We start from the raw sequence: 21,447 nt of genomic DNA on the forward strand, positions 1-21,447 counted from the left end.
CGTAAACTTTGGTTTTTTAAAGGTCTATTTTCATCTTTAGATGGTGGAACGGAACTATTTCGACTATTTTTACGATGCGTTAAGTCCTCGATTTTATCAAGTAGAGTCTCAATTATTGATTCTAATTATATAATTCTTGACTCTAATTCTGCAATACGTTTTTTGTCGGAGTTCAATTTATAATGCTTTGATACAAAGGAAACAAACACAATTTAAAAGCACTAAAAATCAAACATGTAATTGTTACCTAGTAACTAACAAATGTTAACAAGAAAGTTCTTTTTCCTAAAAGCAAAGATAGAATTGTTAATAACTAGCTCTTTTTTGAAATCTAGGCTGAATAGTTACAAATAAACATAACAGATAAATACAAGCTTTGTAGCTTTCATTTATCTGCTATTTTTTATATACTTGGTTGTGCCCAATACGATCAAGTTAACATTAAAAAGATTACTATTAGAAAAGGGCTCAATAATAACATCATTATTAAAAATCTCTTTTTTAAACTGATATCTTCACGCCATTCCAGCAGAAATCCCTTCTTAAAATATTTTCTTAACATTATTATTAATTTTTGAGGTAATTTAATTTTTTAAGATTTATAAATCTATCTACTACAAGGTGCAACTTTTATTAAATCACATTCTGTTCTTCACACCAAGAGCTTATAATTTATAAAAGTAAAAATAATATCCTTGCTAATCGTAATACACTTTTAACTATTTTAAAGCAAGTTGTTAAAAAAATTTCCTTGCTCTCACGATTTTCAAAATCTAAACTCGTCTACTTATTTTTAACTTCTTTTATAGCTTACACATATTTTGACATAAGGTGGTAAACCTCTACTTCTTAATCCATAGAATTTTTAGCAATTATTTATTTGTAAATTTAAGAATTAAAAATGTAAAAGTCAATCCCTGTTTACCATGATATTTGGGTATCCCCGTAAATCGGTAGAAACCTCGTAGTAAACAGAGAGAAGATAAAACTAACTGTATGATAATTGGTGTTTTAAAAAATCGTAAAACGGTCATCAAACTATTTTTTTTGGCTTTAAGAGCCATCAAACAAATACAACACGAAAAAATATAACTGTTCTTTTTTAAGTTAGATGCCCCACTTTTAGAAGATATTAGAGAAGAAATATGAACGATTCATATTGATACATTAACGCCTATTAAAGCATTGATAAAATTGAATGAGAGAAGCGGATGTTCGTAAATAAATAAATTTGTTACACCTAAAAAAACAAAATTAACTATCAGTTTTTTTTGTTTACCCTTAAAAAAAGCGCAAATCTTAACCTTTGCGCTTCGTTGTTACTTTTTAAATGTTCTTTTACAATCTACTAACTTATTTTTTTTTCTTTAAGTGTTATAACGCACAATAAGACTTAATACGTACTTAATGATACACAACCAAGAGGCATTCATAGCGCACTATAGTAACCCCTAATAATGAGTTTTCAGTGTACATTTCATAATAAAACTGTATTCTCAAGTATCATAAGAACCCTTAAACGAAAGTCACCTTTTTAGACCGTTTTATCATGGTAATTGCAGTTTAAAAATTATTTTCTAAATTGTTCTTTTCAATTTTAATAATTTGTTAGTAGCCGTTATATAGCTGTTGTAAATAGGCTCAAACTGCATCAATTCATCAAACCTATAAAACCCTTTAGGCTCGCCACTCAGAACTTTATCACCGTTTTTTAACACCATACTCTTAAAAGGTTCTCATGTCTTAATTTGTTGAAGGGCAATAGCGCCTTTAAATTTACTAACTTGAATAATTTCAGCCGCTAATAGTTTCTTTTGTCCAGAAACTTTATCTAGAAAATATACTTTAGCACTAATGTTGTTAGCGCCCCTAACCTTTTTAATAAGATTAGTTTCTACATAGAACATAAATTTAGAAGACGGTCTGCACTCAAACTGCTGTTTTAAAAGCACCTCAATGGCATTCATGTCTTTTAACATTAAGTTAGAAGTTACAGATTTCTTTTCTTTTGTGGTAAACGAAAATATTACCATCAACAGCGCAGCTAGCGCCAAGACTTTTTTTAGGAGATACATAATACATTTAAAGGGGTTACTTTTGTAAAGTTAATCTTTTTTAGAATAAAAACAACTAATTAAAAATAATGATCATTAGCAGATCCCATATCAACATCCGAAAAATCAACCAAAAATAAAATAGTAAAACAGATAAAATATTAATAAAGGTTATGAAATAGTTTAATTAATTTACTAGTATCTTTGTACTATTATGAAAATACATTTTTTATTTATTGGAGGACCTGAAATATTTATCATCATGTTAATTGTGGTGATGGTTTTTGGTGCTGATAAAATTCCTGAAATTGCCCGAGGTTTAGGCAAAGGAATTCGTCAGGTTAAAGATGCTACTAACGATATTAAAAGAGAAATTAGTGATACCTCAAAAAGTCATGGTTTAGATGCAGATCTAGGCAAAGACATTAAAAAAGAGGTTGAGAGTGTAAAAGAAAATATTGATGATTTAACAGGGCCTATAAAAAGACAGTCCTAAATTTTTTGACTTTTTTATTTTCTTTTATAATTTTAGTAAAATCACTAAAGCTTTAGCAAAAACTGAATAAATTTAGTTAAAATTAAAGTTACTTTACTCTACTAATTGTTAAACCATCTCTTATGGGCAGCAATACAGTTTCTATTCTATCATCTGTATTTAAGAGTTTATTATACTCTAAAAGCATTTTTGTGTCTATATCTTTTGGGTCTAGGGCTTCTACAATTTTACCACTCCAGAGTACATTGTCTGATAAAATAATACCGCCAGCATTCATTTTATCGATAATAAGATGAAAATATTTAACGTAATTAGATTTATCGGCATCAATAAAAACCAAATCAAATTGCTCATTTATAGTAGGTATAATTTCTAAAGCATTCCCCACTTTTTGTTCAATTTGTTTTCTAAAACCAGACTTTTCAAAATATTTATTTTGTAAAGTTGCCAATTCTTCATTTTTATCAATCGTAATAATTTTTCCTTTGGATGCCAATCCTTCTGCGAAACACAAAGCAGAATATCCTGTATAGGTTCCTATCTCTAAAATATTTTTTGGTGCAATTAGCTTTGAAATCATCGATAAAATTCTACCTTGAAAACCACCACTTAACATTCTAGGGTTTAGTACCTTTTGCCAAGTTTCTCTGCTTAATTCTTGCAAAATTTTAGGTTCTTGTTGTGAATGTTCTACAACATATTGATCTATAGCTTCTGGTATAAAATGCATCTTATATTTGGTCGAGCGCAGCCGATACCTTATTTAGTGAAAAGTTCTCGACTGCGCTCGAGATCCACAAGTCAAAAATACAAAAACGGAACCTATATTTCTATAAATCCCGTTTCAATCTAACAAAAAATCAAAAATTGTAGTTTTTCAAGCTACAAAGCCTTTATACTTTTACTTTCTTTAATTCTATAGCTAATTTTTCTTTTTCTGCTTGTGACAGGCAATTTTTGTGTTGTTTACAATTAATCGCCTTTATTTGAAATAAAAACGTCATTCTATTATTCTGGTTAGAGTACAATCTACAAATTTTACATTGAAAAAAGTGCCCGTTTAACTTTAATTTTTCTGCCAATGTAGCTTCTTTATATTGGCTTTTGTCGCAAATCAGTGTAGCTTCATCACAAGAGATCATAAATTTTTTAAACATTTCTTAAGTATTAAACCAGTTATCTTCCATACATTTTCTTAATTGAGTTCTAGCTCTATGAATTATAACCCATAAATTAGACGCTGTTATGTCTAACTCCTTACAAATTTCTTCCGTTTCAAATTCTTGAATGGTTTTCATTCTAAACACCATCGCATACTTTTCTGGCAAGTTATCGATACACATATCTAACTGTGTCTTTAATTCTTCGTTTTCTAATTTTTTTTCAGAGTCGTTATCCCAACTTTGAGGCACACGTTCTTCAATCCAACTTCCTTCGTGCTCGCCGTCGTTATAAAAATTCATTCGTACTTCTGCTTGCCCTTTTTTAGAATTAATTTTTCTATAATGATCAATCACCTTTCTTTTTAAGATGGCCACTAACCAGGTTCTTTCTGCAGCTTTTCCTTGAAAATTTTTCGCTGATTTTAGACCAGCAAAAAAAGTTTCTTGTACTAAATCTTTCGCTAAATCCGAATCGTTTACACGCACAACCGCATAATTAAATAAATAATCTGCATATTTATCGATCCATTTGTCAGGATTTAAAATAATTTTTTCTTGAGGCATTTTAAGTTTTAAGAGTATCAAATGTACTGTAATTTTTTTTCTTTTAGTAACTTTCATATTTCCCATATGCTTCAATCAATTAAAAAAAAGATTTAGCCCATCTAAATTTAGAAAATCGACTTTTTGTTTCCTTAAAAATCAGTTAAAACTCTAAAAAAAAGACTCCTTTTCTTACATCTCCCCAAGTAATGAAACGCCAAAAAATTAAATTTTCTGCTTTTATTTGTTACTTTTACCGAAGTAAAAAACATAAATATATGTCTGTAGCAAAAAAACAGTACAAAAGAGTTACTGTAAAATCTTTGGTAGAAATGAAAGCAAATGGAGAAAAAATTTCTATGCTCACTGCTTACGATTATACCATGGCAAAAATTTTAGATAGCGCCGGTTTAGATGTACTTTTAGTTGGCGACTCTGCTTCTAATGTAATGGCGGGTCATGAAACTACCTTACCGATTACGCTAGATCAAATGATTTATCATGCAAGCTCTGTTGTAAGAGCTATTGAACGCTCTTTAGTAGTGGTAGACTTGCCTTTTGGTAGTTACCAATCTGACCCAAAAGAAGCGTTGCGTTCTGCCATTAGAATTATGAAAGAATCTGGTGGGCATTCTATAAAATTAGAAGGTGGTAAAGAAGTAAAAGAATCTATAAAACGTATTTTAAATGCAGGTATTCCGGTAATGGGACATTTGGGTTTAACACCCCAATCCATCTATAAGTTTGGTACTTACACAGTTAGGGCAAAAGAAGAGGAAGAAGCAGAACAATTAATGGAGGATGCTTTAATGCTAGAAAGAATTGGTTGCTTTGCTATTGTTTTAGAAAAAGTGCCTGCAACATTGGCTAAAAAAGTTGCCGATGCTTTAAGAATTCCTGTTATCGGAATTGGCGCTGGTAATGGTGTTGATGGCCAAGTTTTAGTTACTCATGATATGATTGGAATGACACATGAATTTAATCCTCGTTTTTTAAGAAGATATTTAGATTTATATGCAGACATGACGGGTGCTTTTAAAAACTACATTAAAGATGTAAAAAGTGGTAATTTTCCGAGTGATAAAGAGCAATATTAAGAAATCTATTGCAACTTACCCAACAGCAAGCAACTGTTGTAAAAATTGATTCAAATAGTTATCTTATTTAATACATTGCAACGGGTTTTAACCCGTTGCAAAAAGATTTAGTTCTCATTCAATTCCTAGGAGTTTTAACACCTTATCTAAAATAAAATTCTCTTGAAAATACTTCATTTAGACATCAACCATCCGCTTTTACTGCATCAACTAAACGATTTAGGTTTTACAAACGATGAAGATTATACCTCATCAAAACAAGAAATAGAATCAAAAATTCATTTGTACGACGGTTTTATAATCCGAAGTCGATTTTCAATTGATAAAAATTTTATAGATAAAGCCACAAAGTTAAAGTTTATTGGTAGGGTCGGTGCTGGTTTAGAAAATATTGATTGCGAGTATGCATCTTCTAAAAACATAACCTTAATTGCGGCCCCAGAAGGCAACCGAAATGCTGTTGGTGATCACGCTTTAGGAATGCTTTTATCGCTTTTTAATAAATTAAATAAAGCAGATAAAGAAGTTAGAAATGGTAAATGGTTGCGCGAAGAAAATAGAGGAATTGAGCTTGATGGAAAAACTATTGGCTTAATTGGTTACGGAAATATGGGCAAATCTTTTGCCAAAAAACTTCGTGGTTTTGATGTTAACGTGCTTTGCTATGACATAAAGCCCCATGTTTCAGATGAAAATTGTACACAAGTTTCTTTAGCGGAAATTCAAGAAAAAGCCAATATTTTAAGTTTACATACACCACAAACTAGCCTTACCAAAGGTATGATCAATGCTGATTTTATCAACAGTTTTAAAAATAATTTTTGGTTGATAAACACCGCACGCGGATCTTCTGTAGTTACAAATGATTTGGTAAAAGCCTTACAATCTGGCAAAGTTTTGGGCGCAGGTTTAGATGTATTAGAATATGAAAAATCTTCTTTTGAAAATCTATTCAAGAAAGATAGTATCTCTGGTGTAAAAGAAATGCCCACGGCTTTTAAGTATTTAATCAATTCAGAAAACGTTTTACTAACACCTCACATTGCTGGCTGGACACTTGAAAGCAACCAAAAGTTAGCCCAAACTATTGTACATAAAATTAAAGCAAAATTTTGTTAACTTCGAGCTTTTAAAGCATCACCCAGAAATAACTAATTTTAGAAATTGTTATATCAAAACAATAATCATCTTTGTTGCAGTGATTTTAAAAAAAAAAAGGAAGCAATAAAGAAATAATTAATTGTAGCAGCCACTAAAATTGGTTTATATAAACCTTTACCTCATTTTTGTAAAGCATAATTAGCAAAAAACAGCACTTCAAATAATAAATTTTACACATCACTTAAAACAACATTCATGAAATTCTTATCAGAGTATCCCACAGAAGTTTTAATACTCCTTTTTTTAATTGTTACTTTCTTACAATCCGGAATTGATAAATTAATAGACTGGAAAGGAAACCTTGCTTTTATTAAAGATCATTTTAAAAACTCGCCTTTTAAAAATAGTGTGCCTTTATTATTATCGGTTATTTTAGTTTTAGAAATTATTGCCGGAATCTTAATGTTGATTGGTGTTTACCAATTATATAGTTCTGGAGCTAAAGAAATTGCATTATTAGGAACAGCGCTTTGTGCTATCGTTTTAATTTTTTTACTTATTGGGCAACGTCTTGCAAAAGATTATGCAGGAGCGATGTCTTTAGCCGTCTATTTTATCATTACACTTTTCGGTGTTTATTTATTAAATAGTTAAAAACTATTACAAAACAACATCCTAATCATTTTTATCTATAAAAAAAGAGCTTAAAACATACGTTTTAAGCTCTTTTTTATTTTTAGTAAAGTATTTAGATGGTAAATTAATTAAAATAAAAATAAACCTTTTAAAAATCGTTTTTACTGCTTTTTAAGTACATAAAGTATCGACGAATACTCATTTGTCTTTTTTGCTCTGCTATTAGAAACAAAACCATGATAAAAAGATCTCAAAGGGTTCATTTTTCCTGATTTATATTTTTCACTTAAAAGAGCAACATAATACGCATCAAATTTCATAGGCACTCTTTTCTCTACAGTCATACCAACATTAGAAAATAATTTAGAAATTGATGTTTGAGAAAAATGCCATAAATGTCTTGGCACATCAAAAGCTGCCCAATGCTCTTTATACCATTTTGCATCATCACTGTTAAAATTAGGAACTGCAACTATTAATTTACCGTCTTCAGAAAGTAGCTGGTATAAACTTAAGATATATTCTTGCAAATTTTCTACATGTTCTAAAACATGCCAAAGTGTAATAACATCAAATTGTTGGTTTTTAATTTTTGATAAATCTTCTTGTAATAAAACTCCTTTTTTTACGGCAATATTTCTTGCTTCTAAACTAGGTTCTGTTCCAAAAACATTCCAAGAATTATTTTTACAAACTTTTAAAAAATCTCCTGTACCTGCGCCAACATCTAAAATATTTTTTGAAGGCGTTTTAAAAGAATTAATTAAACTTACTTTTCTTTTTAAAGTGATGTTTTTTACGGTTTGATACACCTTGTCTAATAAAGATTTTTTAGAATCTGTATGAGAAATATAATCTTCGCTTTTATAGTAGGCTGCTAAATTTTTAGGAACAGGTACTGTAACTAACATATCAAACGCAACATTCTTTTTTATTTGATATACTTCGCCAGAAACTGTATGATCTTTGCAATCTAAAAAAGGCTGTAAATTTTTATAAAAGTCTGTATCTTTTATCATTTATTTTGAATTGTTCCACGAGGAACATCGTTAACTTTTTTTATTTTATCTACCCATGTGTACTAACAAAACAGAAATATCACTTGGTGAAACACCGCTAATTCTGCTTGCTTGAGAAATTGAAGTTGGCTGAATCTTTCCTAACTTTTCTCTTGCTTCATAAGATAACGATTGTAATTTCTGAAAATTAAAAGCTGCCGGAATTTTTACATTCTCTAGCCTATTCAATTTATCTGCGTTATTCTTTTCTTTTTCTATATACCCAGAATACTTTAAATGAATTTCTGCTTGCTCTATAACTTCCTCATCAATAGCGTGCTCTTTTACAAAATCAGATAGCTTTTTAATGTTTTTAAAATCAGAAAAATCTAATTGTGGTCTTGCAGCAATTTTATACAACTTCATGGACTGATTGATCAGTGCCAAATTCTTTGCTTCTAAAATAGGGTTTATTTCATTTTGCTTTACACTCGTCTCATTTAAAAACTTAATTAATAAATCAGTTTTGCGTTGCTTTTCAAGCACTCTATCCATCCGCTCTTTAGATGCCAAACCTAGTTTATACCCTAAAGGCGTTAACCTTAAATCTGCATTATCTTGTCTTAACAAGGTTCTATATTCTGCTCTCGAGGTAAACATTCTATATGGTTCTTCTGTTCCTTTTGTAATTAAATCATCAATTAAAACAGCAATATAAGCCTCGTTCCTTTTTAAAATAAACGGCTCTTTTCCTTGCGTTTTTAACGCTGCATTTACGCCAGCCATTAAACCTTGTGCTGCCGCTTCTTCGTAACCCGTTGTGCCGTTTATTTGACCTGCAAAGAATAAGTTTTCTATTAATTTTGTTTCTAAAGAATGTTTTAATTGCGTTGGCTGAAAGAAATCATATTCAATGGCATACCCATATCTTAAAAACTTTACGTTTTCAAAACCTTCTACAGCCCGTATTGCTTTGTCCTGAATATCTTCTGGTAATGACGTTGAAAATCCGTTTACATACATTTCTACGGTAGTCCAACCTTCTGGCTCTACAAAAATTTGATGTCTGTCTTTTGTTGCAAAACGATCTACCTTATCTTCTACCGAGGGGCAATATCTTGGCCCGGTAGATTTAATTCTACCATTAAACATTGGTGATCTATCAAACCCCTCTCGCAATAAATCATGCACTTTAGGGTTTGTATACGTTAACCAACAAGAGCGTTGCTTTGTTAATGCTTTTGAACTTGGCAGATAAGAAAACTTTTCTGTAACCCCATCACCGGGTTGCTCTGTCATTTTAGAATAATCTAAAGAACGACCGTCTACTCTTGGCGGCGTTCCTGTTTTCATTCTACCAGCCTCAAAACCTTTGGCAACTAATTCTTCGGTAATTCCTGTAGAAGCTCCTTCTCCTGCTCTACCGCCGCCAAAACTTTTATCACCAATATGAATCAAACCATTTAGAAAAGTACCTGCAGTTATAATAACCGTTTTAGCTTTTATTTCTAAACCTAAAACCGTCTTAACCCCGATTATTTTATTGCCGTCAAACAACAAGCCATTCACAGAATCTTGATAAAAATCTACATTTTCTGTCTCCTCTAACATTGTTCTCCAACAATCTGAAAACTGCATCCTATCAGATTGAACTCTCGGACTCCACATTGCTGGTCCTTTAGATTTATTAAGCATCTTAAACTGTATCGCTGTTTTATCAGTTACAATACCACTATACCCTCCTAAAGCATCAATTTCTCTAACTATTTGTCCTTTTGCGATTCCGCCCATTGCAGGATTGCAACTCATTTGCGCAATGTTCTGCAAATTCATTGTTAATAATAAAGTATGTGCGCCCATATTGGCAGCAGCAGCAGCAGCCTCGCTTCCTGCATGTCCTCCACCTACTACAATTACATCGTATGTTGTTGAAAATAAACCCATTATCTTATAGTTCCACGTGAAACTTTTATTTTATTAATTTGATACTCAATTATTTAACAGCACTAAAGCCTCGTCTTCTTGATTTCTCATTTGCAATTTTTCGTCAACAGTTTTATCTTTGAAACCACTATAATGTAAAATTCCATGAATTATAACCCTGTGTAACTCCTCATCAAATGACACCGTAAAATCTTTTGCATTGTCAACTACTCTCTCTATAGAAATATAAACATCTCCCGAAATTAAATTACCTAGAGAATTATCAAAACTAATCACATCTGTTAAGGTATCATGTTGTAAAAACTCTACATTTAATTTATGCAGATATTCGTCGTCACAAAAGATAAAATTAATTTCTCCCTCTTCCCGATTATGCTTTTTGATGATCTCTGTAATCCAATTTTCTAAACGACCCTCATCTTTTAAATTAAAGGATGTTTCATAGTTAAACGTTATCATATTTATTCTTTTTGATCGTATGAAAAATATTCTCTGACTTTCTTTTTGTAATTAAGTTGCAAAGGTAAGGATTGTCTATTTAAAATCTCTATTTGATTATAAAACTGCTTTTTAAAATCTAAAGCTTTTGCCTTATTCCTTTGCTCCTCTTTTTGATTTATATTAGACTTTCGCTTTTGATCCTTTCCTTGTTCTAAAGCTGCCTTTTCTAGTTTCAATAACTCGTAATTTAAATTTTGCATTTTTTGCAGCGTGGCTCCATTAAAACCTTTTTCTAATATTTCGTTTTCTAGCGCTTCCATCGTTTTTAATGCTTTTTTAGCATTGTCGTTTCCATTCGGATTTCCGCTTTCACTTTCTTTAATGGCATTCTGTAATTCTTGCCTTAATAAAGATTGTTTTTTAAAAATTTCATATAACTCGCCATCCAAGTCATCATTAGCTTCGCCTTCACCATTTCCTTTTCCATTTTCACCAGATTTTCCGTTTTCACCTGGTGTAGTACCCTTTTTTTCGCCCGCATTTTCTCCACCTTCCTTCATTCCATCTTTCATCTTTTCAGACAACCCTTCTTGCTTTTTAATTAAATCTGGTAAACTAAAGCCCTGTCCTTTTCCTTTTTTGCCTTTGCCCATTTTCATAGACATATTGTTTTTCATACTACTTAACATCGTACTTAAATAATCTGCTAAATTATTAGTAGCAGTCATTACATAACGCTGATTTGAAATCCCGTTATTAAATCTATTTTCAGAAAAATTATCTAAAGAAGACTCTAAATTATAATGTATGGCAGATAAATCATCTTGTATTTTAGTGGATATTTTAGGAACTCGCATTGCCAAGACATAAAGGCTATCATCAATATGTTCAAAATACGTTTTAATCTCGTTTTGTTTTTTTAAATCTTTTCCAAAATCAGGATGCGAGGTAGAAGTTTCATTAAACTTATCCATTAACATTTCTTGTTGGAATGAAAAAATAACGAGATTTTCTAGAATCTTACGCAAATCATCCATGTTTTCCTCCACAGATTCCGCCTGCATATCCATCATCGATTGTTGCATTTTCGCACTCATCTCCTTCATCTTATTAGCTGCTTCTTTTTGGCTTTTCTTTGCTTCTTGCTGCTTTTTACTTTCTAAATTTTCTTCCGCAATTTTTAACGATTCCTCAATACTTTCCTTTTCTTGATCAACATCTGGCAGCTCCATAGGCTCCTTTAATTTTTCATTGTCTTTGGCTACCTCTTCTAATTCTTTTTTAATTTCTTCAAACCCTTTCTTAATTTCTTTTTGCGGCTCTAATGTATGCTCTTCTTTTATCTCAAGTGCTTCCTGTTTTTTAGAAAGCTCATCAAGCTTATTTGCAATTTGCATCGTTTTTTGCTCTACATAAAAACGCTTAATCATTTCTAATGTTTTCTCTAAACTACGCTGTTGCTGCTTATTTTGTTGTGCTAATTCTTTAGCTTTTTGCACCAACTTATCCTTATTTAATTTATCCGCCATTTTTTGAATTTCATCCAATAGCTTCTGCTGCTTGTCTAACTTTTTAAGTTCTTTAATACGTTCTTTTAAATCTTCTTTTTTTTCTTGCAAAGATTCATCTTCTTCCTGCTTTTCCTCTAAATTTTCTTGCAACTTATCTGTTTGCCGTTGCATCATTTTTTTATATTGCTCTTGACGTTTGATAAAACTTTCTACCTTTTTTTTATCATTCCAATTAATACTTTTTTTATTCTGTAAATCTTGTTGAATATCTTCTAACTGTTCTTGCTGCTTTTTTTGCTTCTGTATAGAATTCTCTAAATCGTTTATCGTATTTCTTTGTTCCTTTAACAACTCCTCCTCTACTTCATCCTCTGTTTTTTGTCTGTACTTAAAAATATTACTCTTTACCTTTTTATTCCCGTTTACCGCATCATTATCAAAAACCTGAAAATACAATTCATAGTTTGTTCCATTTTCTAAATTTAATCCTTCGGGAAATTGATAAAAAAAAGTTTGAATATTTTCATTCGATATATCCAAATCCCATTGTTGTTTATGATCTAAACGATCTTCATCATAATAGACCAACTGTAATTTTTTTAATCCGTAATCATCCGAAATTTGACCCGCAAATTCTGCCGTACCACGTAAAATACTATCAATGTTTGAACTCACGGAAATCATTGGAAACTCGTCTTTTATAATCTGTACAGAAAATTGTAAATTCTCATAATCTTTTAGGTTTTTATTAGATGATGTAATTTGATAATTCAGTGCATTTTTAATTCTTTTCTTATACTCAAAATTATCATCAGAAATAGTCGTAAACAATTCTCTTTTTTTATTGTTGATAAATGCCACAGCATTTGCCTGCGCTGTTTTCACTCGCCACGTAATCGCTGTTCCTTCTGGCACCGTTAAATTTGTAGCGTTCTCAATTGTTTCACTTTTTCTACCTAAATACTTCGGGTAGTTAACTTCTAAAGCTATGTTATTAATCGTTGGCGTACCAATAACCTCAACAAAAAAATCTTGAGATTGAACTCCGTTAGCCTCTAAATAAAAGTTAATTGGTTTTTGCACATCAAGAAATGTGTAAGAAAAAGAAGCATTTCCATTATTTTGTAAGTAATATTCTTGACTGTTATACTTTATTTTTGCTTCGTTTGGCATTACGGTACCCAATGTTTTTATAACTATACTCATCGATTTACCTTGAACAACACTTAAATCTTTATTTATCAAAGAAAATAAAAATGGTGCTGGCGGATTATACGCTGTTCTATAATTAACAACGCGCTCTAAACTTTGGGTTAAAGAATTATTAGATACTGTAAATAAACTAACTACATAAATTAATACAGGTACAACTGCATATTTTAAATATTTTTTATTCTGCTTAAAATCAATCGCTTTTACAAAAGAAATTGGCGCTAATTCTAATGATTTTTGATGGATACTTGCCAATATTAAATCAGACTCTTGTCCGTTATTTTTAAGCTGCAACACATTTAATAACTTGTCTTCTACTTCTGGAAAGTGATTCCCGATTATTCGAGAAGAGTCTTCTAAAGTGATTCCTTTTCTAAGTCCAATTAACATTGCCACCGGAACAGCTATAAATTTGATCAATAAAAAACCTTCTACCATAATAAAAGCCCAAAATAAAATAGTTCTTGCTAGAGGCTTTAACCATAAAAAATATTCTAAAAAAAGGGTAAAGAAAAAATATAAAAATCCCAAAGAAAGAAATAATATCACCCCTTTTATCAATTCATTCATGTAATATTTACGTGTAAATTGATGTAACTTTTGTTCTATGTTTTTGTATTCGCTCATAATTAACTCATAAAAATAATGATTTTGCGCTGATTTGCAACCAATTATTTGTTAAAAGGAATTATAACATTTGTTAAACAAAATTTGATAAAAATTAACAAAGGTATAAAACATCAAAATTTAGATGCCAAATTTCTAGTTTTAGCTATTACGCAAATCTCTTTGCTCTCCTTGTTTCAACTAGTAAAACTAAAAAAGGTGCCTACTTATATACCCATGTATACACACTTTAGAAATACTCAAAAGATAGAACAAGAAAAATATTCTTTTAATAGTGCCCCCTAAAACTTCAACAAATAAACCCAAGATACCGCGAATACTTAAAAAATTAAGGACAAACAGTGAAATACATCTGCCTGACGAAAAAGTAGATTCAACTTGCCGTATTATAATTCATAGCTTCACTATTTTTCAAAATTGAGATTCACTAAAATAATAACGCTGTAAAAAAGAGAACATCAAAAACTTTCAATTTTAAAAATATTAAATGATACACTATTTTAAGCTCATAATAAATTATAAAAATGATCTTACCATAGTTCGTCAATTTTCTATACTCTAATTTCTATTCTCTCTTATAAAAACTATCTTTGTATCTTTAAAATAAACAAACCATGGAATCTAATGTACGTGTGCGTTTTGCACCAAGTCCTACAGGCCCTTTGCATATTGGTGGTATAAGAACAGCCTTGTATAATTACTTATTTGCCAAAAAACATAACGGCACTTTTATTTTAAGAATAGAAGATACTGACCAAACACGTTATGTAAAAAATGCAGAACAATATATTATTGACGCATTAAAATGGTGTAATATTCCGTTTGATGAAGGTCCAGCAAAAAATGAAAAATTTGGTCCTTATAGACAATCTGAACGTAAAGATTTATACCAAGAGTATGCAACTAGGCTCATAAATTCTGGTTGGGCTTATTATGCTTTTGATACGTCTGATGCTTTAAACGAACATAGAAAAAATCATGAAGCAGCAGGAAAAACTTTTATTTACAATTGGCATAACAGAGAACAAGGCAGTCTTGTAAATTCTTTAGTTTTATCTGACGAAGAAATACAAAGTAGAATTGCTTCAGGCGAAAATTATGTGATCCGTTTTAAAACAGCCAAAGATGAAATTTTGGAAATGGAGGATGAAATTCGCGGAAAAATTACAATAGATACCAATACGTTAGATGATAAGATTCTATTTAAATCTGACGGAATGCCAACCTATCATTTAGCAAATATTGTTGATGATCATTTAATGAAAATTAGCCATGTAATTCGTGGTGAAGAATGGTTGCCTTCTTTGCCTTTGCATATTTTATTGTATAGGGCTTTTGGTTGGACCGCTCCAAAATTTGCGCATTTACCCTTAATTTTAAAACCAGTTGGTAAAGGTAAATTAAGTAAAAGAGATGGTGATAAATTAGGCTTTCCGGTGTTTCCTTTAGCTTACACCAATGAAGAAACTAATGAGATTGCTAGAGGATATAAAGAAGATGGATATTTTGCAGATTCTTTTATAAATATGTTGGCTTTTTTAGGATGGAATCCAGGCACAGAACAAGAAATTTTTTCTTTAGATGAATTGGTGCAGCATTTTGATCTAAACCGTGTTAGTAAATCTGGTGCAAAATTTAGCCCAGATAAAGCAAGTTGGTTTCAGCAACAATACATGCAAACTAAAGATGATGCACTTTTAACTGACTTATACATCCCTATTTTATTAGAAAAAGGAATCGATAAAGAAAAAGAATACGTTTTAAAAGTAGTTTCTTCGATTAAAGAAAGAGCGATTTTTGTAGCTGACTTTTGGGAATTATCCTCATACTTTTTTGAGGCTCCAAAAGAATATGATGCAAAGGCTTCTAAAAAAAATTGGAAAGAGGATACAGCTACTTTAATGCAAGAATTGACTGCTATAATCGCTAACGTTAGTAACTTTACATCAGAAAATACAGAAAAAGAAATCAAAGAATGGATTACTGCCAAAGAAATTGGTTTTGGTAAAATAATGCAACCTTTACGTTTAAGTTTGGTTGGTAAATTAGCAGGTCCTCATTTATTTGATATTATTGCCATGATTGGGAAAGACGATACAATACAAAGAATTAACAACGCAATCGAAAAACATTAAGTATGAGAAAATTATTAATCCTATTTTTAACGTTATCTAGTTTTATTACGCACAGTCAGTTTAGAGGAGGCAATCAGCAAAATCGTCGTCAACAAGAAATGACACAGACACCTAGAGAAGCTCCGAAATTTAAGTATGAAGTAGAAAAATATTTAGGAATTGTTATTTATGATATTGAAAAAGCTGCAAAAAAATCGAAGATAAAACTCTCATCAGATGTAGGGAAAAAGTTTTCTAATACGTTAACTGCTTACAATAAAGAGATAGCAGCCATTAGAAGAATTAACAGTTTTACCTTAAGAAGCACCAAAGAAATGGTTGAAAACTTTCAGGCAAATGCTCAAAAAACTAGAGATGCATCAGGTCAAAAGAAGATACAAGAAACAATGATGGAAAGTCTTAAACCAATATCAGAAATTTTAAAGAAAAAAGATCTACAATTAGATAGCACTATAAGCGATCTTTTAACCGAAAGACAGTATAAAAAATGGGTTAAATACAATAGAAAACTCTATAAGGTTATTCCTACACAAGAAGAGGAAGAAAAAGAAGAAAAATAACTAAATAGTGTTATAAAAAAGCCTTAAAAATATTAATTTTTAGGGCTTTTTTATGAATTTTAACTAAAATATAGAACATTTTTAGCTAAAGACGTATAATAAGTAAACACTAAAAATCCGTATCTTTACAAGACATATAAATATGAACTATTAAAATAACTACCATGAGTGCAACACTTATTATTATTATTGTTTTGTCAGCAATTCTTCTTTTTGCCGCTTTTTTTATGGTAAAACAGCAAACTGCTGCTATTATTGAACGATTTGGAAAATTCCATAGCATTCGTCAGTCTGGACTTCATTTAAAAATTCCTTTAGTAGATCGAGTTGCCGGAAGATTAAGTTTAAAAATTCAGCAATTAGATGTTATTATAGAAACTAAAACGTTAGATGATGTTTTTGTAAAATTAAAAGTTTCTGTACAGTATAAAGTGATAAATGAAAAAGTTTATGATGCTTTTTATAAATTAGATTATCCGCATGAGCAAATAACCTCATACGTTTTTGATGTAGTACGAGCAGAAGTACCAAAAATGAAATTAGACGATGTATTTGTCAAAAAAAATGATATTGCCATTGCTGTAAAATCAGAGTTAAATGATGCAATGATGGAATATGGATATGATATTATTAGAACTTTGGTAACTGATATTGATCCAGATTCACAAGTAAAAATAGCAATGAATCGAATTAACGCTGCAGATAGAGAAAAAACAGCGGCTCAATATGAAGGTGATGCACAACGTATTTTAATTGTAGAAAAAGCAAAAGCTGAAGCAGAAAGCAAGCGTTTACAAGGACAAGGTATTGCAGACCAAAGAAGAGAAATTGCACGTGGTTTAGAAGAAAGTGTAGAGGTTTTAAATAAAGTTGGTATCAACTCTCAAGAAGCATCTGCTTTGATTGTAGTAACGCAGCATTATGATACTTTACAGTCTATTGGGCAGCACACAAATAGTAATTTAATATTACTACCAAACTCTCCACAGGCCGGAAGCACCATGCTAAATGATATGGTAGCAAGTTTTACGGCAAGTAATCAGATTGGTGAATCCATGAAAAATCAAAGACTAAAAGATAAAGAATAACTTACTATATTCTCTAAAATAAAAAAAGCCAAAACATAAATGTTTTGGCTTTTTTTTGTGTCAACTTTAAATAATTTTAACTTTGTAACAAATACACAAATTATTAAATCGTAACCTCTTTAAATCTTGCTAAAATAGAACTCATTTCACTAACTTTTCTTCGTCCTATAGCTTTTATACTTATATTTTACTTCGTATTTTTATCTTCTAGTACACATTTTAAACCATTTCGAATAAATGATATAAAGAATACGATCTGTTTATGCTTTAAATTCTTATTTGGTACTAGTTTGTAAATTCTTCCTGTACATAACTATTTTTCCTATCACCCATAACGCATCTAATTTTATTGCACAAAAAAGCTCAATCCGTAATCTACAGATTGAGTTTTTATTCTATATGTAAAAAAGAATTATTTCTTTTCTTCTAATTTTTCTTCACCTTCTTCTTTAGAAGCCTTTTTAAACTCTTTTAAGCCTCCACCGATTCCTTTCATTAACTCTGGTATTTTCTTACCACCAAACAATAATAAAAGCGCTATCGCGATAAGAATCATAGATCCTCCACCAGGCATTCCTAATAAAAAAATATTTAAAGTATTCATGATTTATAAATTTTAATAGTACAAAGATACGAAAAGGTTTTTATTAATCTCTTTTTTGAATGGTACCACCTATTACTTTTTTATCTATTGAAACTTTTGGATTTCCTTTGTAAAAAATAGAACCACCAAAACTTACTTTTGCATTTAAAGTTTCTCCTGCCATAATTTCTGCTTTTGCACCTGTACCCGCCTTAACCGTAGCATTTGACACTGTGTTTAAATCGAAACCATTATACACACCATATAAGTCTACGTCTACTATTTGGTTCTGTACAGCACCCAATAACTTTATAATACCACCAGAGGAAGCTCTTACGTCTAAATATTTAACATTTAATACGAGATTGATAAAGGCTCTTTCTTGCGCATTTACTTCTAGTTTATCTTGCGTAATTTCTTTACCCGAAATGGTTGCACCTTCATTGGCATCAATAACATCTAATTGTTTATTATAATATAAAGTTACTAAAACCTCGCCGTTTGCTAAATTATCTTCTGGATTTAAGGAGAAAGGTAATGATATTTTTAACGTATTATTTACATTTTTAATCTTTACTTTTTCTGATTTTTTACCTGTAATTACCAGTTTGGCTTCTGTAGACGCTATTAATTCTAAAGTAATACCATTGTACACTTTTAAAATTGAATAATCTCCCAAGTTTTTAGTAACGGTTGTTTGTGCTATTTGCGATACACTAAACATAATTGAACATACAAAAAATATTTTTTTCATAATTTTTAAATTTGGTTTCTAATCTACTAAAATCAACAAGCATAACATTATAAAGACTTTATTAGTTTTTTATTGTGACAAAAACGAGAAAGTTTTAAATCTTTAACCATTTAATTTATGTGCTTAAAAAAACTATTGCAAAAAATTATGTGTATTTGTTTGTGAATTCTCATTTTTTACAAGAATTACAATTCTTAATACACATAATTTTAAATGATTATGATTTATCTTCTATCAAGTTAAAATCTAAATGTTTACGTTCTAAATCGGTCTTTTTTACCTGTATTTTTACAGCATCACCCAATTGATACATATTTTTTGTAGACTGCCCAACAATTGCATATTGGTCTTCATCAAAAATATAAAAATCACTTTTTATATCTCTTATTCTTACCATTCCTTCACATTTGTTTGCTGAAATTTCTACGTAAATTCCCCATTCTGTAACGCCAGTAATTACACCATCAAAAACTTCATCTTTATGATCTTGCATGTATTTAACTTGCATGTATTTTATAGAAGATCTTTCTGCTTTAGACGCTAATTCTTCTCGATGCGAAGAATGCTTACACTTGTCTTCATACGGAAGCGCTTTTGGAGTATCTCCGCCATCTAAATAATGTTGTAGCAATCTATGAGTCATTACATCTGGATACCGTCTTATAGGTGATGTAAAATGACTGTAATAATCAAAAGCCAATCCGTAATGCCCAATATTTTGTGTGGTATACACCGCTTTAGACATCGTTCTGATTGTTAATGTTTCAATCATATTCGATTCTGCTTTTCCGTTTACATCACTTAACAACTGATTTAAAGATTCTGATGTAGATTCTTTGGTATCTGTATTAATTTTATAACCAAATTTGCTAATAATATTCTGCAAAGAAGCTAACTTCTCATCATTTGGTTCATCATGAATTCTATAGATAAAAGTTTTACCAGACGCTTTGCCTTTATTACTTCCTATAAATTCTGCTACTTTTCTATTGGCTAATAACATAAATTCTTCAATTAATTTATTAGCATCTTGAGACGTTTTAAAGAAAACGCCAATAGGATTTGCATCTTTATCTAAATTGAACTTTACCTCTGCCCTATCAAAAGAAATTGCGCCTTGTTTCATACGTTTTGCGCGCATAATTTTTGCCAATTCATCTAATTTTAAAGTAGCTTCTACAATTTCTTTAGTCACTGTATATGCTGCATCAATAATAGAAATATCCGAAGGCATTTGATACGATTGCATCTCCTCCGTAAGCTCACAATTTTCTATAATTGCTTGTGCCTCTTCATACGCAAATCGCTGATCTGAATAGGTTACTGTTCTACCAAACCATTCATTGATAACTTGTGTTTTTTCGTTAATTTCAAACACAGCAGAAAAAGTTAATTTTTCTTCATTTGGTCTTAAAGAACACACCCCATTAGACAACATTTCTGGCAACATCGGTACTACTCTATCTACTAAATAAACTGAAGTAGCTCTTTTATACGCTTCATCATCTAAAATAGTATTTGGCTGTAAATAATGCGAAACATCTGCAATATGAATCCCTATTTCGTAATTCCCGTTTTCTAATTTTGTAAAAGATAAAGCATCATCAAAATCTTTTGCATCTTTAGGATCTATGGTAAAGGTTAAGTCTTTACGCATATCTCTACGTTTAGAAATTTCTTCTTTGGTAATTTCTAACGGTAAACTTTCTGCTTCTTTTTCTACTTCTGGCTCAAATTCATACGGCAAATCATATTCTAATAGAATAGAATGCATTTCTGTATTATGATCTCCTGGTTTTCCTAGAACTGTTGTAATTTTCCCAAACGGATTTTTAGAATTTTCTGGCCAATCTATAATTTTAGCTTGTACTTTATCACCATGTTCTGCACCATTCATTTTATTTTCAGAAATAAAAATATCTGCATACATTTTGTTATTGTCTGGTATTACAAAACCAAAATTTTTGTTCTTTTGTAAAACACCCACAAAATCTGTTTTTGCACGTTCTATAACTTCTACAACATCTGCCTCTAATTTATTACTTCGTTTTCTTTTATAAACATACGCTCTTACCACATCTCCATGCAAACCTTTGCCTAAATTTATATTAGGCGTAAATACGTCATCTTCATAATCATCGGTCATAAAATACCCGTTACCATTAGAGGTAATATCTAAAGTACCTAAAGAATATTTTCTATCTTCATTAATCTGAAACTTTCCTTTATCACCTTCTTTAATTTTCTTTGTTCCTGTTAATTCTGCTAATTTCTTTAAAATCTGATTTTTACCATCGGTATCAGAAATGTTTAATTTTGCAGCAATTTGTTTATAATTATAAAATTTATTACTGTCTTCGTTTAAAATTCTAAATATATTTCTAGTTAAGTCTTTTACAACGTTCCCTTTTTTCTTATATATTTTTTTCTTCTTTTTTGTCATTAATTCTTACTTCTTGTTATATGATACCAAAATACGATTTTTACAGCTACGTGTTTATTAA

Annotated in this window: 18 protein-coding genes; 7 read left to right on the forward strand and 11 right to left on the reverse strand. The window is 30.5% G+C overall.

Annotated elements, in window-relative coordinates; all coding sequences use genetic code 11:
* Nucleotides 1-1,736 precede the first annotated feature (1,736 nt).
* Nucleotides 1,737-2,033: a hypothetical protein gene (locus ES044_RS03845; RefSeq protein ID WP_147118592.1), complete on the reverse strand. Its 297-nt coding sequence runs from the start codon at nucleotides 2,031-2,033 to the stop codon at nucleotides 1,737-1,739.
* 235 nt (nucleotides 2,034-2,268) lie between these two features.
* Between ES044_RS03845 and ES044_RS03850 the strand changes: the two genes are divergently transcribed.
* The gene (locus ES044_RS03850) at nucleotides 2,269-2,550 is read left to right on the forward strand and encodes a twin-arginine translocase TatA/TatE family subunit (RefSeq protein ID WP_189663217.1); all 282 of its coding nucleotides are present in this window, start codon (nucleotides 2,269-2,271) and stop codon (nucleotides 2,548-2,550) included.
* A gap of 88 nt (nucleotides 2,551-2,638) precedes the next feature.
* On the opposite strand, the gene ES044_RS03855 is transcribed toward ES044_RS03850, so the two are convergent.
* The 3 genes from ES044_RS03855 to ES044_RS03865 form a co-directional block, all read right to left on the reverse strand.
* Entirely contained in the window at nucleotides 2,639-3,280 is a 642-nt protein-coding gene (locus ES044_RS03855) for an O-methyltransferase (RefSeq protein ID WP_147118593.1), read from the reverse strand.
* 163 nt (nucleotides 3,281-3,443) lie between these two features.
* Nucleotides 3,444-3,707, reverse strand: coding sequence for a hypothetical protein (locus ES044_RS03860; RefSeq protein WP_147118594.1), 264 nt, complete (start codon nucleotides 3,705-3,707; stop codon nucleotides 3,444-3,446).
* 3 nt (nucleotides 3,708-3,710) lie between these two features.
* Nucleotides 3,711-4,277 carry a sigma-70 family RNA polymerase sigma factor gene (locus tag ES044_RS03865; protein WP_147118595.1) on the reverse strand — a complete coding sequence of 189 codons (567 nt, stop codon included), beginning with the start codon at nucleotides 4,275-4,277 and terminating at the stop codon, nucleotides 3,711-3,713.
* Between the two features lie 257 nt (nucleotides 4,278-4,534).
* Here ES044_RS03865 and panB point away from each other — a divergent pair, with 257 nt between their 5' ends.
* The 3 genes from panB (at nucleotide 4,535) to ES044_RS03880 (ending at nucleotide 7,108) form a co-directional block, all read left to right on the forward strand.
* Nucleotides 4,535-5,353 carry a 3-methyl-2-oxobutanoate hydroxymethyltransferase gene (panB, locus tag ES044_RS03870; protein WP_147118596.1) on the forward strand — a complete coding sequence of 273 codons (819 nt, stop codon included), beginning with the start codon at nucleotides 4,535-4,537 and terminating at the stop codon, nucleotides 5,351-5,353.
* A gap of 162 nt (nucleotides 5,354-5,515) precedes the next feature.
* Nucleotides 5,516-6,472 carry a 2-hydroxyacid dehydrogenase gene (locus tag ES044_RS03875; protein ID WP_147118597.1) on the forward strand — a complete coding sequence of 319 codons (957 nt, stop codon included), beginning with the start codon at nucleotides 5,516-5,518 and terminating at the stop codon, nucleotides 6,470-6,472.
* Nucleotides 6,473-6,709: 237 nt separating this feature from the next.
* Nucleotides 6,710-7,108: a DoxX family membrane protein gene (locus ES044_RS03880; protein ID WP_147118598.1), complete on the forward strand. Its 399-nt coding sequence runs from the start codon at nucleotides 6,710-6,712 to the stop codon at nucleotides 7,106-7,108.
* Nucleotides 7,109-7,251: 143 nt separating this feature from the next.
* On the opposite strand, the gene ES044_RS03885 is transcribed toward ES044_RS03880, so the two are convergent.
* From ES044_RS03885 to ES044_RS03900, 4 genes are read right to left on the reverse strand one after another with little or no spacing between them, the layout of a single operon-like run.
* The gene (locus ES044_RS03885; RefSeq protein WP_147118599.1) at nucleotides 7,252-8,109 is read right to left on the reverse strand and encodes a class I SAM-dependent methyltransferase; all 858 of its coding nucleotides are present in this window, start codon (nucleotides 8,107-8,109) and stop codon (nucleotides 7,252-7,254) included.
* Between the two features lie 45 nt (nucleotides 8,110-8,154).
* Entirely contained in the window at nucleotides 8,155-10,032 is a 1,878-nt protein-coding gene (mnmG, locus tag ES044_RS03890; RefSeq protein WP_147118600.1) for a tRNA uridine-5-carboxymethylaminomethyl(34) synthesis enzyme MnmG, read from the reverse strand.
* Between the two features lie 45 nt (nucleotides 10,033-10,077).
* On the reverse strand, nucleotides 10,078-10,491 hold the full coding sequence (gene ybeY / locus ES044_RS03895; protein WP_147118601.1) for an rRNA maturation RNase YbeY: 414 nt from the start codon (nucleotides 10,489-10,491) through the stop codon (nucleotides 10,078-10,080).
* A gap of 2 nt (nucleotides 10,492-10,493) precedes the next feature.
* Nucleotides 10,494-13,823: a DUF4175 family protein gene (locus tag ES044_RS03900; protein ID WP_147118602.1), complete on the reverse strand. Its 3,330-nt coding sequence runs from the start codon at nucleotides 13,821-13,823 to the stop codon at nucleotides 10,494-10,496.
* Between the two features lie 614 nt (nucleotides 13,824-14,437).
* Here ES044_RS03900 and gltX point away from each other — a divergent pair.
* The 3 genes from gltX to ES044_RS03915 all read left to right on the forward strand — a co-directional run bounded on the left by gltX (nucleotide 14,438) and on the right by ES044_RS03915 (nucleotide 17,606).
* Entirely contained in the window at nucleotides 14,438-15,958 is a 1,521-nt protein-coding gene (gltX, locus tag ES044_RS03905; RefSeq protein WP_147118603.1) for a glutamate--tRNA ligase, read from the forward strand.
* A gap of 2 nt (nucleotides 15,959-15,960) precedes the next feature.
* A complete protein-coding gene (locus tag ES044_RS03910; RefSeq protein ID WP_147118604.1) occupies nucleotides 15,961-16,518 on the forward strand; it encodes a hypothetical protein in 558 nt (185 codons plus the stop codon).
* 164 nt (nucleotides 16,519-16,682) lie between these two features.
* Nucleotides 16,683-17,606 carry an SPFH domain-containing protein gene (locus ES044_RS03915; RefSeq protein ID WP_147118605.1) on the forward strand — a complete coding sequence of 308 codons (924 nt, stop codon included), beginning with the start codon at nucleotides 16,683-16,685 and terminating at the stop codon, nucleotides 17,604-17,606.
* 412 nt (nucleotides 17,607-18,018) lie between these two features.
* On the opposite strand, the gene ES044_RS03920 is transcribed toward ES044_RS03915, so the two are convergent.
* The 3 genes from ES044_RS03920 to rnr form a co-directional block, all read right to left on the reverse strand.
* The gene (locus tag ES044_RS03920) at nucleotides 18,019-18,210 is read right to left on the reverse strand and encodes a twin-arginine translocase TatA/TatE family subunit (RefSeq protein ID WP_018943876.1); all 192 of its coding nucleotides are present in this window, start codon (nucleotides 18,208-18,210) and stop codon (nucleotides 18,019-18,021) included.
* A gap of 43 nt (nucleotides 18,211-18,253) precedes the next feature.
* Nucleotides 18,254-18,943 (reverse strand): head GIN domain-containing protein, encoded by a 690-nt coding sequence (locus ES044_RS03925; RefSeq protein WP_147118606.1) that lies wholly within the window; start codon nucleotides 18,941-18,943, stop codon nucleotides 18,254-18,256.
* A 217-nt stretch (nucleotides 18,944-19,160) separates the two neighbouring features.
* Nucleotides 19,161-21,386 (reverse strand): ribonuclease R, encoded by a 2,226-nt coding sequence (gene rnr / locus ES044_RS03930; protein WP_147118607.1) that lies wholly within the window; start codon nucleotides 21,384-21,386, stop codon nucleotides 19,161-19,163.
* Nucleotides 21,387-21,447 lie beyond the last annotated feature (61 nt).

Origin of the sequence: Polaribacter sp. IC066 (assembly GCF_007997085.1) — a bacterium.
Classification (GTDB): Bacteria; Bacteroidota; Bacteroidia; order Flavobacteriales; family Flavobacteriaceae; genus Polaribacter.